Here is a 20,449-nt window from a genome sequence, read left to right as displayed (position 1 = left end):
CCAAAAGCAAATATGTTGATCTTAGAAAATACCTTCGCTAATTCAGCTTTCATGAGTGATGAAGGCTATCAAGCACCAAGCCGGTTCCTCATTTTAGGTCTGGGTGAATCTGGCGTCGCCATGGCTAAGTGGTGCTTGCGTAATGGTGCAGAGGTGCGTCTCGCCGACACCCGTGAGCAATCATCATTAAATGAGCGTCAGAATGCATGGTTGCAGGAACTTCACATTGCTGGCCTTAAAGATATTTACTTTGGACCTTTGAGTGATGACTTACTCAAAGAGATTGATGTCATTGGTATCAGCCCAGGGCTTTCTCCGGTGCAAGATCCAACTTATTCTTTCTTGGTAAAAGCCGAGGAAGCTGAAATCGACGTCTGGAGTGAAATTGAATTTTTTGCTCGTGCAATTGCTGCTTTAGGTCGTATGGCTCAGACACAAAAGTCTAGTTATGAGACTGCGGTATTGGCAATCACTGGTACCAATGGCAAAACAACGACCACTGCACTAACGGGTCAACTCTGTGAGCGCGCTGGTAAGAAAGTTGCTGTTGCCGGAAATATCAGCCCTGCGGCTTTAGAAAAATTAATGAGCTGCTTGGACTTAGCAGATCAAATTGTCGACATGCCTGATGTTTGGGTGTTGGAGCTATCTAGTTTCCAACTGGTTTATACCCACACCTTAAATGCAACTGCAGCAACTGTCTTAAATATTACCCAAGACCATTTAGATTGGCATGGGGATATGCAGGCTTATGCAGATGCTAAGTCAAGAATATTTGGTGCCGATACGATATGCATCCTGAATCGTGATGACTCTCTTGCAATGGGCTTGCTTTCTGAAGAGCAGAAAGCGGAGAAGTCTATTGTGACTTTTGGCTCTAATCGTCCAGATGAGCAAGGCGCTTTTGGTATTGAGCATGACTTGCGTGCTGGCGGTATTGATTGGCTAGTGTGGGCCGAAGTAGATGAGGATGTAGAGCCCAAGCCTAAGCGTCGTCGTAAGACTGCGACTGTTGAGGATGATGAGCCATTGCGATTGAAGCGCCTCATTCCAGCTGACGCATTAAGAATTCGTGGTCGTCACAATGCCTTAAATGCCTTGGCTGCGCTTGCCCTAGCGCGTGCTGCCAATTTGCCAATGAACTTGTTATTGCATGGTTTACGTGATTACCATGGTGAGCCTCATCGAGTACAAAGCATTGCGATTGTGAAAGATGTTGAGTATGTGGACGATAGCAAGGGCACTAATGTGGGTGCTACTGTTGCTGCATTAAATGGCTTGGGCAATAACGAATTAGGTAAACGTATTTGGTTAATTGCCGGTGGAGATGGTAAGGGGCAAGATTTCAGCCCACTTCGTGAGCCAGCTATGCGTTTTGTAAAGGGTGCCTTCGTAATTGGTAAAGATGGCGTTGCTATTGGCGAATCATTAGGCGCTGGAATACCTGTCACTAATTGTGGGGACTTAGTGACCGCAGTTCAGGCTGCTGCAGCACAGGCAATATCTGGTGACATAGTGTTGTTATCACCAGCTTGCGCTAGCTTGGATCAGTTCCGTGACTATAAAGAACGTGCTCAAGTATTTGCTGCAGAAGTCGAAGAGTTGGGAATGCGCTTTGAGGGAGTCCAGGTATGAACTTAAAAGAAAAATTCCTTCCTGAAAACCGTCTTGGATTAAATCGGTTCTGGAATTTTTCCAGAGGCGGAATCGATAACTTCCGAACTGGCTTGCGAGATGCAGTATCTGGCGTAGAGCAAACCCGTTCACGGATGATGGAGTATGACCAGTTGCTTGTTTGGGCAATTTTGTCCCTCATGTTGATTGGTCTAGTGATGGTGTATTCGGCTTCCATTACTTTGGCTGATGGACCAAAGTATGCAAACTACAGTAGCAACTTTTTCTTGATTCGCCACATGATTTCTTTGGCGATTGCTATTGGAGTGGGGGTTTGGGTTTTCAAGATTCCTACAAAGGTGTGGGATCGCTATTCACCAGTCATTTTTGGATTTACCGTTTTACTGCTTATCGCGGTACTTATTCCTGGTGTCGGAAAAGGCGTGAATGGAGCTAAGCGTTGGATTCCTCTTGGCTTGATGAACTTCCAGCCTTCCGAGTTAATGAAATTTGCTGCAGTGATCTTTGCGGCAAGCTATACAGTACAACGCCAAGAGTATCTCCATTCCTTTGTAAAGGGTATGTTACCTATGGGTATCGCGGTTGCTCTGGTTGGTGGCTTGTTGATGGCTGAGCCGGATATGGGTGCATTCGTAGTAGTTGCATTGATTGCATTTGGCATTCTCTTTTTAGGCGGCATCAACGCCAAATTATTTGGTGGTTTGATTGCAGTTGGGTTGTTGAGTGGTGCAACGATGATCGCGCTATCACCATTCCGTCGTGGACGCATGTTGGCATTTATGGATCCATGGCAAGTAGATAACGCAGCCAATAAGGGTTATCAACTAACCCATTCACTCATGGCATTTGGACGTGGTGAATGGTTTGGTACGGGTCTTGGTGGTAGCGTAGAGAAATTACATTATTTGCCTGAAGCACATACCGATTTCATCATGGCAGTGATTGGAGAAGAGCTTGGATTTGTTGGTGTAGTCGTCATGATCTTCTTGTTCTATTGGATCGTACGTCGCGCATTCTTAATTGGACGTACTGCTTTGCAATTGGATCGTAGCTTCGCCGGCCTTGCTGCTAAGGGTGTGGCTATTTGGATTGGTTGGCAGGCTTTTATCAATATGGGTGTAAACCTTGGGCTCTTGCCAACTAAAGGCTTGACTTTGCCGTTGGTGAGTTATGGTGGCTCCGGCATTTTGATGAATGCTATTGCGATGGCAATGCTATTGCGCATTGATTATGAAAATCGGATTTTGATGCGCGGAGGGAAGCTTTGACAAAACCCTCAATTCTTGTGATGGCTGGCGGTACTGGTGGGCACATATTCCCAGGCTTAGCTGTCGCTGAATACTTGCGGATTTGTGGTTGGAATGTCTCTTGGTTGGGTAATCAAGCCGGCATGGAGTATCGCCTCGTGAAGTCTTGTGACTTTCCATTTGAGACGGTTGATTTTGGCGGCTTGCGAGGCAAAGGTTTAAAGACCAAACTCATGTTGCCAATTAATTTGATACGTGCATGCATTCAGAGTTGGAAGATCATGCGCCGCGTTAAGCCAAATGTTGTATTGGGTATGGGTGGTTACATTACCTTCCCAGGTGGCTTAGTAACTAAATTATTAAAGCGTCCACTGGTCTTGCATGAAGCAAATTCTGTTGCTGGTAGTGCCAATATTGCGTTAAGCAAAATCGCCATGCGAACTTTGACTGGATTCCCCAATACGATGGCAAATGCAGAATGGGTTGGTAATCCGATTCGTGAAGAGTTTGATCATATGTTGGCGCCGGCAGCTCGTTATGAGCAGCGTCAAGGCCCTTTATCTATTTTGGTTGTAGGTGGCAGCTTGGGAGCTGCGGCCTTAAATGAAAATATTCCAGCTGCTTTGGCGTTGATTCCAGAAGAGTCTCGTCCTAACGTTATTCATCAAGCAGGTGATAAGCATTTAGCAGATCTAGAGAAGCGTTATGCCGATCTGGGTGTCGCAGCAGATATTCGTCCATTTATTGATGACATGCCAGCTGCGTATTCGCAGGCAGATTTGGTGATTTGTCGTTCTGGTGCGATGACTGTTTCTGAAATAGCCGCTTGCGGAGTTGCTTCTTGTCTTATTCCTTTCCCATTTGCAATTGATGATCATCAAACTGCTAATGCACAGTTTTTATCTAGTGCAGATGCAGCAGTTTTATTGCCGCAGCCGTTACTTAATCCACAAGATTTAGCAATGATGATTCAAAACCTGAGTCGCAAAGAATTAAAAGAAATGGCGCTGAGAGCGCATGCCTTAGCTAAACCACATGCGACCCAGCGAGTGGCTGAAGTCTGTGCAGATTGTGCGGGAGTAGGTAAATGAAGCATATCGTTCAGCAAATTCATTTCATCGGCATCGGTGGCGCTGGTATGAGCGGCATTGCTGAGGTGCTTTTGAACTTGGGATATCAGGTTTCGGGATCAGATCTTGCTGAGGGCGCTGTTACTAAGCGCTTGAAGGGGTTGGGTGCTGTGATTCATATTGGGCATGATCCTAAAAATATTGGCACTGCTGAGGCAGTGGTCATTTCAACGGCAGTCGCTGGCAATAATCCTGAAGTCTTGGCTGCGCGAGCTGCAAAGATTCCAGTCATTCAGCGTGCTGTGATGTTGGGTGAGTTAATGCGTCTTAAGCAAGGCATTGCAATTGCTGGCACCCATGGAAAAACAACGACTACTAGTTTGGTCGCATCAGTATTAGCCGAGGGTGGTCTAGATCCTACGTTTGTGATTGGCGGAAAACTCAATTCTGCAAACGCTAATGCGCGTTTAGGGCGTGGTGACTTCATTGTTGTTGAAGCCGATGAGTCTGATGCTTCTTTCTTGCAGCTATTTCCAGCAATGGAAGTCGTCACTAATATCGATGCAGATCACATGGATACCTATCAGCACGATATGGCTCGCTTAAAGCAAGCCTTTGTGCAGTTTATTCAGCGTATGCCGTTTTATGGTGTGGCAGTGCTTTGTATTGATGATGCAAATGTGCGCGACATCATTCCGTTCGTATCACAACCAGTATTACGCTATGGCTTATCTGAAGATGCAGATATTCGCGCAAGTAATGTACGCGCTGATGGTACACAGATGCACTTCACAGTTGATCGTCGTACGATACGCAGACATGGTAATAAGCCCGGCCCACTTAATCTCACGCTGAACTTACCTGGATTGCACAACGTGCGTAATGCCTTGGCTGCAATTGGCATCGCTACAGAGTTGGGAGTGGGTGATGAAGCAATCACAAAAGCACTTTCTGAATTTAGCGGTGTTGGTCGTCGCTTCCAACGTTATGGAGAGATTCCATTAGCTTCTGGCGGCAGCTTTACTTTGATTGATGACTATGGACATCATCCAGTAGAAATGGCGGCAACTTTGGCTGCCGCTCGCGGCGCCTATCCAGATCGCCGTTTAGTTCTGGCATTCCAACCACATCGCTTTACTAGAACACGTGATTGTTTTGGTGAGTTCGTACAAGTTCTTAGAAGCTTTGATGCGTTGGTGTTGACTGATGTCTATCCAGCGGGTGAGGCAAAAATTCCAGGGGCAGACGGCAAGAGTTTGATGAAGGCTGCAATTGCTGAAGATAAGAATTCAAAAGCCTTACTAAATTCAGGCGCAGTTGCTTACGCTGCAAATATTGCAGAGATGTCAGAAAAATTGAGTCAAGTTTTAAAAGATGGGGATGTGCTAATTACGATGGGTGCAGGATCAATTTCAGCTTTGCCGCATACGTTAGCGGAGGCAAAGCATGTCTAAGGTAGGTGCTAACTTGAGCTCTTGGGGTGATCGCGTCAAGGCTAGCTTGGCTAGCGTAGACGTTAAGTCATTCGGCCGTGTCGGCGTATTGCTTGGCGGGAAATCTGGCGAGAGAGAAATTTCTCTTATGTCAGGTAATGGTGTACTGGAAGCTTTGCGTTCTAAAGGTGTCGATGCCCACGCCTTTGATACCGGTTTGCGTTGCCCTACTGAACTAGCTAAAGAAAAATTTAATCGTATTTTTATATCACTGCATGGTCGCTTTGGAGAGGACGGAACCATTCAGGGTCTGCTCGAATTGCTGGGCTTGCCATATACCGGTAGCGGAGTTTTAGCATCTGCTTTAGCAATCGACAAGATTGTCACCAAGCAAGTCTGGATTAGTAATGGATTGGCAACTCCTGAGTATGAAGAGTTGACTGCAACAAGCGATTGGAATGCTGTAGTTCAGCATTTAGGTTTGCCGTTAATTGTGAAGCCTGCGCATGAGGGGTCTTCCTTGGGTCTAACTAAGGTGAAATCAGTCGATGAGCTACCAGCGGCTTATAAGCTTGCTGCTGGTTTAGATAAAAAAGTGATTGCAGAGACCTGCATCATCGGTGACGAATTAACTTGTCCAATAGTTGGCCACGGTAAAACTGCTGAAGCATTGCCCGTTATTAAAATTATTCCCCCGCAAGCGAATTACGATTTTCATAACAAGTATTTCTCTAATGAAACTCGGTACCTATGCCCAACAGGGCTCGCGCCAGAGGTGAATGCAGCCGTTCAGGAATTAGCCTTGGCAGCTTATAAAGCCTTAGGTTGCCGGACTTGGGGTCGTGCGGATGTGATGCTGGAGCAAAAAACTGGCAAACCTTATTTACTGGAAATGAATACTTCCCCAGGTATGACTTCGCATTCTTTGGTGCCAATGGCCGCTAAGGCTGCCGGTATTGAGTATGCGGATCTAGTGCTTTGGTTATTGGGCCAAACAATGCAGCAAAAAAAGGTGCTCATGCATGAGTAACTTCATGGACCGCTTCGGTGAAATTTTCTCTATGTTGATGGCTCCAATTTGGAATCACTCAGATCGCATGGAGAAGCTGAGTCGTTTCTTGATGCGTTGCTTCATGGTAATGCTAGTAATTGGTATTTTGGTTTGGCTTAGTCAGCGTCCAGTGTTTGCTTTGAAACAAATACAAATTGAGCCAGTTGCAGGTCAAACGCTAAATCATATTAAGAGGCCTATTGTTAAGCAGCAGGTGCTAGAAACGGTACAAGGTAATTTCTTTAGTGTTCGCCTAGAGGATGTAAAGCGTGGCTTTGAGAGTATGCCTTGGGTTCGACATGCCAATGTACGCCGTGTCTGGCCAAATGGATTGGTTGTCAGTATTGAAGAGCAGAAACCATTTGGGATATGGGGTGGTGCTGAGAGCCACACTTTAATAAACACCTATGGGGAGCTATTTGCTGGACGAATCTCTGAGGTGGGTGACGACATCCGTTTAGTTGACTTCTCTGGCCCCGCAGATTCTGGGAAAGAGGTGATGAGTCTTTATGAAAAAGCGAGTAACTGGTTTAAGCCATGGGGCGTGGAAGTAACGAGTCTTGTTTTAACAGAACGCTATGCGTGGAATGTCAAGCTCTCAAATGGAATGAGAGTCGAGTTTGGGCGCGATGAAGAAAGCTCCGATAAAAATTTAACCGAAGAGCGTGTAGCGCGATTATTTAAGTATTGGCCTCAGGTACAAGAGAAGTGGGCTAATCGAGTTGATGCAATTGATTTGCGCTATGCAAATGGTTTTGCGGTTCATCTTGCTTCTGCAAGTTTGAAGAAGAATGATGTAGATGCTAATAAAAGCGAGCTGAAGCAATGAGGAATGGTAATGAGTAAAGACAATCGTGATGTGTTGGTTGGGTTAGATATTGGTACATCCAAGGTTGTTGCCTTGGTTGCTGAATTAGCTCCTGATGGTCAGTTCAATGTGGTTGGGGTTGGTCAAACTGCATCTAAAGGTTTAAAGAAAGGCGTTGTAGTCAATATTGAGGCGACAGTTCAATCGATTCAAAAGGCGCTTGAGGAAGCCGAGGTGATGGCAGATCGCCAGATCGTTCAGGTATTTACGGGTATTGCGGGTAACCATATTGTGAGTTTTAACTCTAGCGGCATGGTGGCAATACGCGATAAAGAAGTTGGCGCTGGTGATGTGGAGCGCGTGCTCGAGACTGCCAAGGCAATCAACATCCCAACCGATCAGCAGATTTTGCACATCCTTGTTCAAGAATTCATTATTGATGGACAGGAAGATGTGCGCGAGCCGATTGGTATGAGTGGTCTTCGCCTCGAGGTGAAGGTGCACATTGTTACTGGCGCTGTAAGTGCAGCACAGAATATTGTGAAGTGCGTGCGCCGTTGTGGCCTTGAAGTAAATGATCTGATTTTGCAACCCCTGGCTTCAAGTCTGGCAGTGCTCACTGAAGATGAGAAAGAGTTGGGTGTGGTGTTAGTGGATATCGGTGGCGGAACTACTGATATTGCAATTTATTGCCAAGGATCTATTCGTCACACCGCAGTAATTCCAATTGCAGGCGATCAAATTACTAATGACATTGCAATGGCATTACGCACGCCAACGATTGATGCGGAAGATTTGAAGATCGCACATGGCATTGCTCGTCAAGACATGGCAGATCCGATTGCGATGATTGATGTCCCTGGTGTGGGAGATCGTGAACCACGTCCGATGTCTAAGCAAGCATTAGCCGCAGTGATTGAACCGCGTGTTGAAGAGTTGTTTACGCTCGTGCGAGGTGTAGTTCGTGACTCTAGTTACGAAGACATGGTTTCTTCTGGAATTGTTTTAACAGGTGGCACTGCACTGATGCCTGGCATGGTGGAGTTGGCTGAGCAGGTCTTTTTAAGGCCAGCCCGAATCGGTACGCCTGAGTACCGCGGCCATTTACATGAAGTTTTGCGTAGTCCCAGGTATGCCACCAGCATTGGTCTGTTGATGGAAGGTCAAGCGCAGTTATTGCGTGGCCGTCGTGTTTCTCAATCAGGCGCGTTACAAGGTGTTATCTCGCGCATGAAGGAATGGTTTGCAGGAAATTTTTAAGTTTTTTTCGTCGTCGTCAATGTAGTAAGTTTTTTTACCTAGGAGGGTATATGGAATTTGAAATGTTAGATCAAGAAACAGCTGGCAAGACCATTATTAAAGTGGTTGGAGTCGGTGGCGCTGGTGGCAATGCTGTCCAGCACATGATCCGTCGAGGTGTTAACGGCGTAGAGTTTATTTGCATGAACACCGATGCTGGCGCTTTGCAGCGTTCTGAGGCATCTGTGAATTTGCAACTGGGCTCTAGCGGATTGGGTGCAGGGGCTAAACCAGAGATCGGCGCTGCATCTGCTGAAGAAGCGCGTGCTCGTATTGCTGATACCTTGCAAGGCGCACATATGGTGTTCATTACTGCTGGTATGGGTGGCGGTACTGGGACTGGTGCAGCTCCAATCGTTGCTCAAGTTGCAAAAGAAATGGGTATCCTCACTGTTGGCGTAATCAGCAAGCCATTTGATTTCGAGGGTGTGAAGCGTTTGAAGGTTGCGGAGAATGGTGCTGCAGAACTCGAGTCATATGTAGATTCACTGATTGTTGTACTCAATGAAAAACTCTTTGAAGTAATGGGTGAAGATGCTGAGTTCGATAAAGCATTTGCTTGCGCTGATGACGTATTGCATAATGCGGTTTCAGGCATTGCAGAAATCATTAATGTTCAAGGTTTGATTAACGTTGACTTTGAGGACGTTAAGACAGTCATGGGTGAGCAAGGCAAAGCCATGATGGGAACAGCAACCGTTTCTGGTATGGATCGTGCGCGTTTGGCTGCTGAAGCTGCCGTGGCATCACCATTATTAGAGGGCGTTGATCTGTCAGGTGCACGCGGTGTATTGGTCAACATTACTGCTAGCCGTTCATTGAAGTTGTCTGAGACTCGTGAAGTTATGGCTGCGATTCGTGGCTACGCTGCAGATGACGCAACAGTTATCTTCGGTACCGTATATGACGAGAGCTTAGGCGATGCCTTACGCGTGACTGTAGTTGCTACTGGCTTGAATAATCCTCAAGCTCGTAAAAATAACCAGCCTGAAGTAGTTTGGAGACAAGCTACCGGTACTCATGATGCAATGCCAACAATGGCTGATCTCAATAGTTTTGCCCCTGCAAGCCCATCCGCCGCAATGAGCAAGGTAAGTATGGATTCTGCTTTGGGTGCTAGCGCAGGTTTGGCAATGACTGGTGTTGGTAGTGCTCCAGCAATGGCAGCTCAGCCAGCGAGCACCGGTGTTGATTACAGCCAATATGATTTACCACGCGTTTTTCGTAGCTCTCGTGAGGCGACTCCTGTACCTACATTAGGTGCAGATAGCTCTCCACAGGCTAAATCCATGTTGGATAAAGGGGCTGATTACTATGAAATCCCAGCCTTTTTACGTAAGCAAGCAGATTAATTGACTGCTTAATACAATAGGTAATTGCAAAATGCCAGCGCGGCGCCCCTCCGGACGACGAATCCCGCGCTTGCGTTGGCATGCTTACTAACAATTATTTATTGGAGATGTCATGATTGCTGTTGGACAAAAATTACCAAACGCTACTCTTTATGAATTTATAAATGAAGAGACCGAAGGTTGCTCCTTAGGACCAAATGCCTTTGAAGTTGAGAAGTTAGCTGCCGGTAAAAAGATCGTACTCTTCGCATTACCAGGTGCTTTTACGCCAACCTGTTCTGCTAAGCATGTGCCTGGATATGTTGAACACTTTGATGCAATTAAAGCTAAAGGTGTTGATGAGATTTGGTGTGTTTCTGTCAATGATCCATTTGTGATGGGTGCATGGGGACGTGATCAAAAAGTAGGCAAGAAGATTCGTATGCTTGGTGACGGCAGCGCTGACTTCACCAAAAAGCTCGGATTAGAATTGGATTTATCTGCTCGTGGATTTGGTGTGCGATCTGACCGTTATGCCATGATTATTGAAGACGGTATTGTGAAGTCACTAGATCGCGAAGCTCCTGGTAAGTTTGAAGTAAGCGATGCAGCCTCAATTCTGAAAAAGCTGTAATTAGAATTTATTAACGAATATCCTCCGGATTTAGATAGAAACATATGATGAAGCAACGCACAATCGCTACTCCGGTAAAAACCGTGGGGATTGGCTTGCACTCTGGCCGCAAGGTGACGATTTCTATCAAGCCTGCGCCAGTAAATTCAGGGGTTCAATTTGTTAGGGTAGATACGCCTGAGCAGTCTGTTGTTCCCGCAACTGCCCTAGCTGTTTGCGATACAAGGCTAGCATCTGTAATTCAAAAAGATGGTGTACGTGTTTCAACCGTGGAGCATTTGTTATCAGCTTGTGCTGGGTTAGGCTTAGATAATTTATTAATAGAGCTTGATGGTGAGGAAGTCCCCATTATGGATGGCAGTGCTGCCTCTTTTCTGTTTTTAATTGAATCGGCAGGCATTGCTGAACAAGAGGCGCCACGTCAATTTGTTGTTATTAAAAAACCAGTTGAGGTTCGTGAAGGCGACAAGCTTGCACGATTAGAACCATTCTTTGGATTTAAGTTGGACTTTACGATTGACTTTAAACATCCAGCCGTAGATAAAACAGGACAACGTTTTGTAGTGGATTTTGCGGAACATGCTTACCGCAGTGAAATTGGTCGTGCGCGTACCTTTGGTTTTGCTCACGAAGTAGAGGCACTCCGCGAAATGGGTTTAGCGCGTGGCGGCAGTTTAGATAATGCGATTGTTTTGGATGAGCACCGCATTTTGAATAACGAAGAACTGCGTTATGAAGACGAATTTGTGCGTCACAAAATATTAGATGCGATTGGTGACCTCTATCTGATTGGCCACCCAATTGTGGGGGCTTATGTTGCTGAGAAGTCAGGCCATGCTCTCAATAACGCTCTTTTGCGCAAGCTCTTGGAGGATCCAAGTTCTTACGAAATAAGCTCTTTTACTGAAAATAAGGCTCCTGAAGCCTATTCCCAAGAAAGCCAACCCCTCTTTTTCTAAAGGGTTTGAAGCAGTCTTTTAGCTTACTTTGGCTTGTTTTTGATTAGTTTCTCGACAGAGGAACGTAAGCCTGACTCTGGCCCTAACTTTTCCAACAAAGATTCCCAAGACCTTTTAGCAGCCTCATTTAAGCCTTTTGGCTTCTCGCGGGCCTCTAAACGGGGTTTTACCTCCCAGGCTGGCGGAGCTGGTTTGACCCGAACCATTATTGCTCTGCAGACTAGTCCAGAATTAGATAACTCTCTGATTAGACTGGGTAAAATTTGCTGTAAGCGACTAGCAATGCTGGCACTGCTCACCAGTAAAAAGAGCTCATCTTCCGAGCCGGAGCGCCATCCTGCTTCAATTTTTGAGCTGAGGTGGCCCAAATCTAGGGTTGTCAGTGCCGAATGGAGTCGCCCCTTCAGTTTTGCCAGATCCTCTGTTTTGGCCAAAATCCCTCCAAGCCCATCGGATTCTCGTAGGTAATCCATCCAGTCATGAGCTGTCTGCTTGCGGGATGATTTAGGGGTGAAGTTCATAAAAAATGGGGTTGCGGGTGATAAACTCAAGGACTTAATTTTCTTCAATATCCCATGGTAATCGGTCTTCTTAAAACCCTGGTCGGCAGTCGTAACGACCGCCTCTTAAAACAGTATCGCAAAGTCGTTGCCAAGGTCGCCGCTTTTGAGGCGAGCCTGCAATCTTTGGATGATGTTGCACTTGCCGCAAAAACTGCTGAATTTAAGTCCCGTCTTGCTGCTGGAGAGTCGTTGGATGACATCGCTGCTGAAGCTTTCGCGGTAGTTCGCGAAGCGAGTGTGCGCGTGATGAAGATGCGTCATTTTGATGCTCAGTTGCTCGGTGGCTTGGCTTTACATCACGGCAAGATTGCTGAGATGGGAACTGGTGAAGGAAAAACTTTAACCGCTACTCTGCCAGTCTATTTAAATGCACTGACTGGTAAAGGTGTCCACGTTGTAACAGTCAATGATTATTTGGCGCAACGTGATGCTGAATGGATGGCCAAGCTATATAACTTCTTGGGTATGAAGGTGGGTGTGAATTTATCCCAGATGGATCACACTGCAAAGCAAGAAGCTTATGCTGCAGATATTACCTACGGCACAAATAACGAATTTGGTTTTGATTACCTACGTGACAATATGGTTCAGGATTTGGGCCAGCGTGTACAGCGTGGTTTAGCTTATGCAATCGTTGACGAAGTTGACTCGATTCTGATTGATGAGGCACGCACGCCGTTAATCATTTCTGGTCAGGCAGAAGATCACACTGATCTTTACATCAAGATTAATGCTCTGCCATCGTACTTAGAGCTTCAAATTGGCGAAGAGAAGGCCGATGGTACTGGCGTTGAAAAGCCTGGCGACTACTGGGTGGATGAGAAATCCCAGCAGGTTTATTTGACAGAACAAGGGCACGATAAAGCTGAACAAGTATTGGTTCAGTTGGGTGCACTCAATGATGGCGATTCTCTTTATGCGCCACAAAATATTACTTTGATGCATCACCTGTATGCAGCTCTGCGTGCACACTCTTTGTATCACCGCGATCAGCATTATGTTGTTCAAAATGGTGAAGTGATCATTGTTGATGAATTTACTGGTCGTTTGATGCAGGGGCGTCGTTGGTCTGATGGTCTACATCAAGCCGTAGAAGCTAAAGAGGGTGTACAGATTCAAAATGAGAATCAAACTTTAGCTACGATCACTTTCCAGAATTATTTCCGCATGTATGGCAAGTTGGCTGGTATGACGGGTACTGCTGATACTGAGGCTTACGAATTTAAGGAAATTTACAACTTAGAAACAGTTGTGATTCCTCCAAATCGCATTAGCCAAAGAAAAGATAAGCAAGACCAAATCTATAAGTCTTCTCGCGAACGCTATGATGCGGTCATTAAGGATATTCAAGACTGTTATGAGCGTGGTCAGCCAGTACTAGTTGGCACTACATCAATTGAAAACTCTGAGTTGATCGCAAAACTACTAGATCAACGCAAGTTGCCGCACCAAGTATTGAACGCAAAGCAGCATGCTCGCGAAGCGGAAATTATTGCTCAAGCAGGGCGTCCAAAAATGATCACGATCGCCACCAATATGGCTGGTCGTGGTACCGACATTGTGTTGGGCGGTAACGTTGGCAAGCAATCTTCCTTGATTGAGGCAGATAGTTCACTTTCCGATGCTGAAAAAGCAACCAAGATTAAGCAATTGCAGGACGAGTGGCAAAGTATTCATGATGCGGTTATTGCGTCAGGTGGATTGCACATCATCGGTACAGAGCGTCACGAGAGCCGTCGTATTGATAACCAGTTGAGAGGCCGTTCAGGCCGTCAGGGTGATCCTGGTTCCTCCCGTTTCTATCTTTCATTGGATGATGCACTCCTTCGTATCTTTGCAGGCGATCGTTTACGCGCTGTAATGGATCGGTTGAAGATGCCAGACGGCGAGCCGATTGAAGCTGGAATGGTGACTCGTTCTATTGAGTCTGCGCAGCGCAAAGTTGAAGGCCGTAACTTTGATATTCGTAAACAGTTGCTCGAATATGACAACGTTGCCAATGATCAGCGTAAAGAAACATATCGTCTCAGAAACGAAGTGCTTGAAAGCAGCGATATTGGCGACTTAATTGCCAATTTGCGTGAAGATGTATTGCGTTCAGTTTGTTCAGTTTATGTACCGCTGGAATCTATGGAAGAGCAGTGGGATCTTACTGGGTTAGAGAATGTCCTTGCTAGCGAGTGGGGTCTTACGGTTGACCTGAAGAACTGGGTTGAAGCAGCTGATAGCGTAGATGATTCTGAGATTGTTGAGCGTGTATTACAAGCCGCTAAAGAAGCTTACGATGCAAAAGTAGATCTTTCCGGTCGAGAGTCTTTTGCTGGTTTTGAGCGTTCTGTTCTGTTGTATAGCTTAGACAGTCATTGGCGTGAGCACTTGGCTGCTTTGGATCATTTGCGTCAAGGCATTCATTTACGTGGCTATGCCCAAAAAGACCCAAAGCAAGAATATCGTCGCGAAGCATTCGAGCTGTATGGTGAGTTGCTTAACGTCATTAAGAATGATGTTGTCAAAAGCATCATGACAGTTCAGATTCGCAGTGCAAGTGAGTTAGATCATGCATCTGAGTCGATGAATGATGATTTAGCTAAACTATCTGATGTTCAGTATCAGCACGCCGATCCAGAAAAAGAAGTTGCTGGATCAACTGGTGATGGCGGTGCTGCAGTGGATATTCAGCCTGCGCCTATTCGCACCGGGCCAAAGGTAGGCCGCAATGATCCCTGCCCATGTGGTAGTGGTAAGAAATATAAGAATTGCTGCGGTGCATTAGCTTAAATTCAATTCAGCCAAGCATTAACCAAAAGGGGACTAAGCCCCCCTTTCTTTTATCAGAGTCCTTTAATTCTTCAGGGCTTTCCCTAGCTATCTAGCGCCGCAAATTTCGATGATTATTTGCTCTAATATGCAAAAAATTGCATTTATTGCCAAAAGGAATCTACATGCAAAAGTCCCTGCTTATTAATGCAGACAAATGTACTGGGTGTCTTCAATGTGAGATGGCCTGCAGTTATGAAAACTATGGGGTTTTCAACACCTCCAAATCCCGAATCAAAGTTTTTGAATTTCATAAAACGGGCAAGAAAGTTCCTTACACCTGCACTCAATGTGATGAAGCCTGGTGTTTGCAGGCGTGCCCTGTAGATGCCATTCGAGTGGATTTGATCACTGGCGCCAAGGTGGTTTCAGAAGATACTTGCGTTGGATGCAAGGTCTGCACTATTTCCTGTCCTTTTGGAACGATCAACTATGTTCAAGAGACTGGTAAGGTGCAAAAGTGTGATTTATGTGGGGGGGATCCTGCTTGCGCTACGGCATGTCCAACGCAAGCGATTACCTATGTAGATGCAGATTGGACTGGTCTGGACAGAATGCGTGAGTGGGCCGACAAACTTGGCAACCAAGATAGCGCTATCTAAAAAAAGTATAGGAAAAATATCATGTCATGGGCTGGAAAACTACTACGCGTTAACTTAAGCAAGGGCACTTGCCAATCTGAACCTTTGAATATGGAGTGGGCCAAAGCCTATTTGGGTTCACGTGGTTTGGCATCTAAATATTTTGTTGAAGAGGTTGATCCAAAAGTGGATCCACTTTCTGCAGAAAATAAAATTATTTGGGCTACTGGTCCTTTGACCGGAACTACTGCGTCTACTGGTGGTCGTTACACGGTAGTAACTAAGGGCCCATTAACTGGGGCTATCGCATGCTCTAACTCTGGTGGCTATTGGGGTGCAGAGTTGAAGATGGCTGGCTGGGATATGGTGATATTCGAAGGAAAATCACCTAAGCCGGTATATCTTTATATAGAAAATGATAAGGCAGAGTTGATTGATGCTTCTGACTTATGGGGAAGATCAGTTTGGGAAACAGAGCCTGCCATCAAAATGAAGCACCAGGATCCCCAGATTCGGGTTTCTTGTATTGGGCGCGCCGGAGAAAATCAAGTACTGTATGCAGCTATTGTGAATGACTTACATCGCGCGGCTGGACGTTCGGGTGTTGGCGCAGTAATGGGTAGCAAGAATTTAAAGGCCATTGCAGTTCGTGGTACCAAAGGGGTTGGCAATCTTAAAAATCCAAAAGCATTTATGGATGCAGTTGCAGCAGGTAAGGCTGTATTAGCTGGTCATGCTGTTACTGGTCAAGGTCTCCCGACGTATGGAACACAAGTATTGATGAACGTGATTAATGAGGTGGGCGCACTACCTACTCGCAATCATCAAGATGTTCAGTTTGAGGGTGCAAAAGATATTTCTGCTGAAGCAATGGCAGCTCCTCGTGAGACGGATGGTAAAGCGCACTTAGTAACCAACCAAGCTTGTTTTGCATGCACGATTGCTTGTGGACGCATCTCAAAAATTGATGACACTCATTTCTCAATCGAAAATAAACCACAGCATATGCATGCTTCTGGCGGCCTTGAGTACGAGGCTGCTTGGGCGCTTGGTGCGGCAAATGGAGTGAATGATCTTGAGGCATTGCAATACGCTAATCAGCTTTGCAACGAGCAAGGCTTAGATCCGATTTCATTCGGTGCCACTATTGGTGCTGTGATGGAGCTATATGAGATGGGCGTTTTAACCAAAGAGCAAATTGGCATTGAGGCTCCATTTGGATCTGCTAAGGCCCTTTGCTATTTGGCGGAAATTACTACTGAGGGTACTGGCTTTGGTAAAGAAATTGGTCTTGGATCTGCTCGCTTAACTAAAAAATATGGATACCCAGACCTCTCTATGAGTGTGAAGGGTCAAGAGTTCCCTGCGTACGATGGTCGCGTGATTCAGGGTATTGGTTTGGCTTACGCTACATCAAATCGTGGTGCATGCCACCTCCGCGGATACACCATCGCTTCAGAGGTATTGGGAATTCCAGTTAAGACCGAACCTAGTGAAACGCAAGGTAAGCCAGAGTTGGTTAAGGCATTTCAGGATGCTACTGCTGCATTTGATTCTGCTGGAATTTGTATTTTCACCAGCTTCGCATGGACCCTGGCTGATGTGGCCCCGCAATTGCAGGCGGCTTGTGGCGATGAATTTACAGTAGAAAATTTAACGACTATTGGTGAGCGTATCTGGAATATGGAACGTGACTTTAATAATCGCGCAGGCTTTACGAATAAGGACGATAAGTTGCCCAAGCGTTTAATGGAAGAGGCTGCGAAGACAGGACCAGGTAAGGGCGTAGTTAGCGGGCTAGATAAGATGCTTCCCGAGTATTACCAAGTTCGCGGTTGGGATGTTGAAGGGCGTCCAAGTGCCGAAACATTGAAGCGCCTGGGTCTTTGAGCTTTTATATATGAAGCATGTCATCTTGGGTAATGGTCCGGCAGGCGTCATTGCGGCGGAAATCATTCGTAAGCGCGCTCCGCATGATGAGATTGTGATGATCGGGTCTGAGGATGCTCCTCCTTATTCACGAATGGCAATTCCTTATTTGCTTATGGGTAATATTAATGAGTCGGGGACTTATTTACGTAAGGATTCTGATCATTATCAAAAACTGAGAATTGAGCAGGTTCACGGAAAAGTGATCGCGGTAGATATAAAGGCGAAGAAATTGGAGTTAGAGGGTGGTCAGCCTATTCAATTTGATAAATTGCTGATTGCAACAGGCTCTGTTCCTGTGCAGCCTCAGATTCCTGGCATTGATTTGCCTGGCGTTCAGCCATGCTGGACATTGGAAGATGCTAGGGTAATCACAAATTTGGCAAAACCTGGATCCCGAGTCTTACAGATGGGCGCTGGCTTTATCGGCTGCATCATTCTTGAAGCATTAGCCAGTAGAAAAGTTGAGCTTACGGTTGTTGAGATGGGGGATCGTATGGTTCCGAGAATGATGACTTCTGTAGCCGGTGGCATGATTAAGAAATGGGTTGAAGATAAAGGCGTTCAGGTTCATACCAGCACGAAGGTGGAGGCAATTACAAAAGCTAATTCAGGCTTGACGGTAAAACTTTCTAACGGTGAGACTCTAGAAGTTGATTTGGTAATTTCAGCGACTGGTGTACGTCCGAATATCGCCTATCTAAATTCTTCCGGTCTTGAAATTCAAACCGGAATTTTGGTTAACGAGCAGATGCAAACCTCTCATCCAGATATTTATGCAGCAGGTGATGTAACCGAGAGTATTGATTTTTCGACGGGCGAGCGTATCGTTAATGCGATTCAGCCTAACGCTGCTGAGCAAGCCAGAATTGCTGCGATTGCCATGTCTGGCGGCACTGCAAAGAGTGCGGGCGCACTTCAAATTAACGTCCTTGATACCTTGGGGCTGATCTCGTCTTCATTTGGTTTATGGTCTGGCGCTAAAGGCGGCGATCATGTGGAATTAGTCGATTTGCAGGACTATAAATACTTGCGCTTAGAGTTTATCGATGATGTTCTAGTTGGCGCTACTTGCGTTGGTACAACTGAGCATATTGGTGTGCTTCGAGGTTTAATTCAAGGAAGAGTTCCATTGGGTGACTGGAAGCAAATGTTAATGAGTGACCCTACAAAGACAATGAGCGCCTATCTAGCTGCAGGTCAAGCACAATCTGCCTGGATGAATTAAGCTTCTGGCATGCAAGTTACTTTGAAGTTGTTTGCCAGCTTGGCAAGCTATTTACCTTCTAATAAAAAAAATAGCATCGAAGCGGATATCGAGTTAGTTGATGGCAGCACCATCGGTGATGTCATTAGTCTGTATAAGATTCCAAGTAAATCAGCGCATTTAGTGATGGTGAATGGGGTTTATATCAAACCGGAAGAGCGCGATCAGTATGTCCTAAAGTTGAACGATGCATTGGCTATCTGCCCACCAGTTGCTGGCGGATAATTCCCGCGTATTTACAGAATGCCGCAATTTGACAGAAATATGGGTTGCACCAGTGCAGACTTGATGCGTTGGCTACCCCAAGCCTTGGGCGAGCTCCATACCAATACAAGCCTTGTTGTGGATGGCCGGGTCTTGAAAGATGCTGCTCAACCCCAATTGCGGATTTTTGGGTCTAGTCAGCCGGTACGAAAAATTGCACTTTTAGAAATCCCGGTTCTGCAGGTGAGGCTCCAATTTCCCGATGACTGGTCACAAGGCGATTGTGAAGCTGTCCTGAATCGATTTGATCTTTATACTCGTAGGGGTGGAGGATAGGCCTCCCTTTTATTTATTTCAATTGATTGAGTATTTTTATTTATGGCCGTTAATTTACCTCTCCCCGAAAAAGCCGAACTCAAGCCTGTTAAAGGTTTTCAGATGGGCATCGCTGAAGCTGGAATTAAGAAGGCAAATCGCAAGGATCTTCTAGTGATGACCTTGGCGCCTGGTACCCAGGTAGCAGGAGTTTTTACCTTAAATCGTTTTTGCGCTGCCCCTGTGCAGGTTTGCCGTGAGCATTTGGCTCAAGAGGGTCGTAATGGTGAGATCAGAGCGCTAGTGGTGAACACTGGCAATGCTAATGCTGGGACAGGTGAATCAGGCATGAAGCATGCCTTAGAAACCTGCGCCGCTTTGGCAAAAGATTTGAAGATTAATCCTGAACAAATTTTGCCTTTTTCAACGGGTGTGATTCTTGAACCGCTGCCGATTGAAAAAATTATCGCTGCCTTACCAAAAGCGGTAGCCAATTTGGGTGAGGACAACTGGTTTGATGCGGCCGAAGCTATCATGACCACAGATACCCAACCTAAGGCCACATCAGTCACTGTTGAGACGCCTGTTGGCGTAGTTACCATTACAGGCATCTGTAAGGGTGCAGGAATGATTCACCCTAATATGGCGACGATGCTTGGATTTATTGCAACTGATGCAGGATTTGCACCAGGCCTGCTTGGTAACCTAACTCGTGAAGTTGCAGACCTTTCTTTTAATGCAATCACGATTGATGGTGATACATCGACCAATGACTCATTCATCATTATGGCAACTGGTCAGTCAGCGGTGCAGATTCAGTCTGCGAGTGATCCTAGCTACACAATTTTGAAGGAAGCATTAATTTCATTGGCTCGCAAGTTGGCTCAAATGATCGTGCGTGATGGTGAGGGCGCGACTAAATTCATGACTATTGAAGTGGTTGGTGGCAAAACCCCTGAAGAGTGCCGCTTGGTTGCCAAAGCAGTTGCCCATTCACCTTTGGTTAAAACCGCTTTCTTTGCAAGTGATCCCAATTTGGGGCGCATCCTTGCTGCGATTGGCTACGCAGGCATTTCTGACCTAGATGTGAATTGCGTACAAATGTGGCTTGGTGATGTTTGGGTTGCGAAAGATGGTGGACGTAATCCAGATTATCAAGAAGCGGATGGTCAGAGGGTAATGCAGGCTCCAGAAATTACTGTCAAGATTGATCTGGGTCGTGGCATCGCTACACAAACTATGTGGACCTGTGATTTATCCCATGACTATGTATCTATTAATGCAGACTACCGCTCATAAAAGACTA

18 protein-coding genes are annotated in these 20,449 nt (G+C 45.9%); 17 read left to right on the top strand and 1 reads right to left on the bottom strand.

The window, feature by feature from the left end; all coding sequences use genetic code 11:
- Positions 1-51 precede the first annotated feature (51 nt).
- The 10 genes from murD (at position 52) to lpxC (ending at position 11,467) form a co-directional block, all read left to right on the top strand.
- Positions 52-1,635 carry a UDP-N-acetylmuramoyl-L-alanine--D-glutamate ligase gene (murD, locus tag ICE93_RS01050; protein WP_216188188.1) on the top strand — a complete coding sequence of 528 codons (1,584 nt, stop codon included), beginning with the start codon at positions 52-54 and terminating at the stop codon, positions 1,633-1,635.
- Entirely contained in the window at positions 1,632-2,903 is a 1,272-nt protein-coding gene (gene ftsW / locus ICE93_RS01045) for a putative lipid II flippase FtsW (RefSeq protein ID WP_216184651.1), read from the top strand. Before murD ends, ftsW begins: the two co-directional genes overlap by 4 nt.
- The gene (murG, locus tag ICE93_RS01040; RefSeq protein WP_216184648.1) at positions 2,900-3,973 is read left to right on the top strand and encodes an undecaprenyldiphospho-muramoylpentapeptide beta-N-acetylglucosaminyltransferase; all 1,074 of its coding nucleotides are present in this window, start codon (positions 2,900-2,902) and stop codon (positions 3,971-3,973) included. The genes ftsW and murG overlap by 4 nt, the downstream gene beginning before the upstream one ends.
- A complete protein-coding gene (murC, locus tag ICE93_RS01035; RefSeq protein WP_216184646.1) occupies positions 3,970-5,406 on the top strand; it encodes a UDP-N-acetylmuramate--L-alanine ligase in 1,437 nt (478 codons plus the stop codon). Before murG ends, murC begins: the two co-directional genes overlap by 4 nt.
- Positions 5,399-6,415, top strand: a complete 1,017-nt coding sequence (locus ICE93_RS01030; RefSeq protein WP_216184643.1) for a D-alanine--D-alanine ligase — start codon at positions 5,399-5,401, stop codon at positions 6,413-6,415. Before murC ends, ICE93_RS01030 begins: the two co-directional genes overlap by 8 nt.
- On the top strand, positions 6,408-7,265 hold the full coding sequence (locus ICE93_RS01025; RefSeq protein ID WP_216184640.1) for a cell division protein FtsQ/DivIB: 858 nt from the start codon (positions 6,408-6,410) through the stop codon (positions 7,263-7,265). The genes ICE93_RS01030 and ICE93_RS01025 overlap by 8 nt, the downstream gene beginning before the upstream one ends.
- 9 nt (positions 7,266-7,274) lie before the next feature.
- Positions 7,275-8,504: a cell division protein FtsA gene (ftsA, locus tag ICE93_RS01020; protein WP_216184637.1), complete on the top strand. Its 1,230-nt coding sequence runs from the start codon at positions 7,275-7,277 to the stop codon at positions 8,502-8,504.
- Positions 8,505-8,554: 50 nt separating this feature from the next.
- Positions 8,555-9,895 carry a cell division protein FtsZ gene (ftsZ, locus tag ICE93_RS01015; protein WP_216184634.1) on the top strand — a complete coding sequence of 447 codons (1,341 nt, stop codon included), beginning with the start codon at positions 8,555-8,557 and terminating at the stop codon, positions 9,893-9,895.
- Positions 9,896-10,007: 112 nt separating this feature from the next.
- A complete protein-coding gene (locus ICE93_RS01010; RefSeq protein ID WP_216184633.1) occupies positions 10,008-10,508 on the top strand; it encodes a peroxiredoxin in 501 nt (166 codons plus the stop codon).
- A 44-nt stretch (positions 10,509-10,552) separates the two neighbouring features.
- Positions 10,553-11,467, top strand: coding sequence for a UDP-3-O-acyl-N-acetylglucosamine deacetylase (lpxC, locus tag ICE93_RS01005; protein ID WP_216184630.1), 915 nt, complete (start codon positions 10,553-10,555; stop codon positions 11,465-11,467).
- 23 nt (positions 11,468-11,490) lie between these two features.
- Here the strand turns inward: lpxC and ICE93_RS01000 are convergent, their stop codons facing one another.
- The gene (locus ICE93_RS01000; protein ID WP_255554427.1) at positions 11,491-12,018 is read right to left on the bottom strand and encodes a hypothetical protein; all 528 of its coding nucleotides are present in this window, start codon (positions 12,016-12,018) and stop codon (positions 11,491-11,493) included.
- Positions 12,019-12,042: 24 nt separating this feature from the next.
- On the opposite strand from ICE93_RS01000, the gene secA reads away from it, so the two are divergent.
- The 7 genes from secA to argJ all read left to right on the top strand — a co-directional run bounded on the left by secA (position 12,043) and on the right by argJ (position 20,442).
- On the top strand, positions 12,043-14,808 hold the full coding sequence (gene secA / locus ICE93_RS00995; RefSeq protein WP_216184628.1) for a preprotein translocase subunit SecA: 2,766 nt from the start codon (positions 12,043-12,045) through the stop codon (positions 14,806-14,808).
- A 164-nt stretch (positions 14,809-14,972) separates the two neighbouring features.
- Complete coding sequence (locus ICE93_RS00990) at positions 14,973-15,449, top strand: 4Fe-4S dicluster domain-containing protein (RefSeq protein WP_216184626.1); 477 nt, start codon at positions 14,973-14,975, stop codon at positions 15,447-15,449.
- A 21-nt stretch (positions 15,450-15,470) separates the two neighbouring features.
- Positions 15,471-17,318 carry an aldehyde ferredoxin oxidoreductase family protein gene (locus ICE93_RS00985; protein ID WP_216184624.1) on the top strand — a complete coding sequence of 616 codons (1,848 nt, stop codon included), beginning with the start codon at positions 15,471-15,473 and terminating at the stop codon, positions 17,316-17,318.
- 10 nt (positions 17,319-17,328) lie between these two features.
- Positions 17,329-18,585, top strand: a complete 1,257-nt coding sequence (locus ICE93_RS00980) for an NAD(P)/FAD-dependent oxidoreductase (protein ID WP_216184622.1) — start codon at positions 17,329-17,331, stop codon at positions 18,583-18,585.
- Between the two features lie 9 nt (positions 18,586-18,594).
- A complete protein-coding gene (locus ICE93_RS00975; RefSeq protein WP_216184619.1) occupies positions 18,595-18,849 on the top strand; it encodes a MoaD/ThiS family protein in 255 nt (84 codons plus the stop codon).
- A gap of 18 nt (positions 18,850-18,867) precedes the next feature.
- Complete coding sequence (locus tag ICE93_RS00970; protein ID WP_216184616.1) at positions 18,868-19,164, top strand: hypothetical protein; 297 nt, start codon at positions 18,868-18,870, stop codon at positions 19,162-19,164.
- Between the two features lie 42 nt (positions 19,165-19,206).
- A complete protein-coding gene (gene argJ, locus ICE93_RS00965; RefSeq protein WP_216184613.1) occupies positions 19,207-20,442 on the top strand; it encodes a bifunctional glutamate N-acetyltransferase/amino-acid acetyltransferase ArgJ in 1,236 nt (411 codons plus the stop codon).
- Positions 20,443-20,449: the final 7 nt, after the last annotated feature.

This window comes from Polynucleobacter sp. MWH-HuK1 (assembly GCF_018881815.1).
Classification (GTDB): Bacteria; Pseudomonadota; Gammaproteobacteria; order Burkholderiales; family Burkholderiaceae; genus Polynucleobacter.
The sequence above is the reverse complement of the archived record's forward strand: the minus strand, read 5'-3'. Positions and strand labels throughout refer to the sequence as shown.

What these genes read in the sequence shown, in the direction of transcription:
- ICE93_RS01025 (WP_216184640.1), top strand. Translation starts at nt 6,408, where the DNA reads ATGAGTAACTTCATGGACCGCTTCGGTGAAATTTTCTCTATGTTGATG.
- ftsA (WP_216184637.1), top strand. Translation starts at nt 7,275, where the DNA reads ATGAGTAAAGACAATCGTGATGTGTTGGTTGGGTTAGATATTGGTACA.
- lpxC (WP_216184630.1), top strand. Translation starts at nt 10,553, where the DNA reads ATGATGAAGCAACGCACAATCGCTACTCCGGTAAAAACCGTGGGGATT.
- ICE93_RS00970 (WP_216184616.1), top strand. Translation starts at nt 18,868, where the DNA reads ATGCCGCAATTTGACAGAAATATGGGTTGCACCAGTGCAGACTTGATG.
- argJ (WP_216184613.1), top strand. Translation starts at nt 19,207, where the DNA reads ATGGCCGTTAATTTACCTCTCCCCGAAAAAGCCGAACTCAAGCCTGTT.
- murC (WP_216184646.1), top strand. Translation starts at nt 3,970, where the DNA reads ATGAAGCATATCGTTCAGCAAATTCATTTCATCGGCATCGGTGGCGCT.
- ICE93_RS00975 (WP_216184619.1), top strand. Translation starts at nt 18,595, where the DNA reads ATGCAAGTTACTTTGAAGTTGTTTGCCAGCTTGGCAAGCTATTTACCT.
- ftsZ (WP_216184634.1), top strand. Translation starts at nt 8,555, where the DNA reads ATGGAATTTGAAATGTTAGATCAAGAAACAGCTGGCAAGACCATTATT.
- ICE93_RS00990 (WP_216184626.1), top strand. Translation starts at nt 14,973, where the DNA reads ATGCAAAAGTCCCTGCTTATTAATGCAGACAAATGTACTGGGTGTCTT.
- ICE93_RS01030 (WP_216184643.1), top strand. Translation starts at nt 5,399, where the DNA reads ATGTCTAAGGTAGGTGCTAACTTGAGCTCTTGGGGTGATCGCGTCAAG.
- secA (WP_216184628.1), top strand. Translation starts at nt 12,043, where the DNA reads ATGGTAATCGGTCTTCTTAAAACCCTGGTCGGCAGTCGTAACGACCGC.
- murD (WP_216188188.1), top strand. Translation starts at nt 52, where the DNA reads ATGAGTGATGAAGGCTATCAAGCACCAAGCCGGTTCCTCATTTTAGGT.
- ICE93_RS00980 (WP_216184622.1), top strand. Translation starts at nt 17,329, where the DNA reads ATGAAGCATGTCATCTTGGGTAATGGTCCGGCAGGCGTCATTGCGGCG.
- ICE93_RS00985 (WP_216184624.1), top strand. Translation starts at nt 15,471, where the DNA reads ATGTCATGGGCTGGAAAACTACTACGCGTTAACTTAAGCAAGGGCACT.
- ICE93_RS01010 (WP_216184633.1), top strand. Translation starts at nt 10,008, where the DNA reads ATGATTGCTGTTGGACAAAAATTACCAAACGCTACTCTTTATGAATTT.
- ftsW (WP_216184651.1), top strand. Translation starts at nt 1,632, where the DNA reads ATGAACTTAAAAGAAAAATTCCTTCCTGAAAACCGTCTTGGATTAAAT.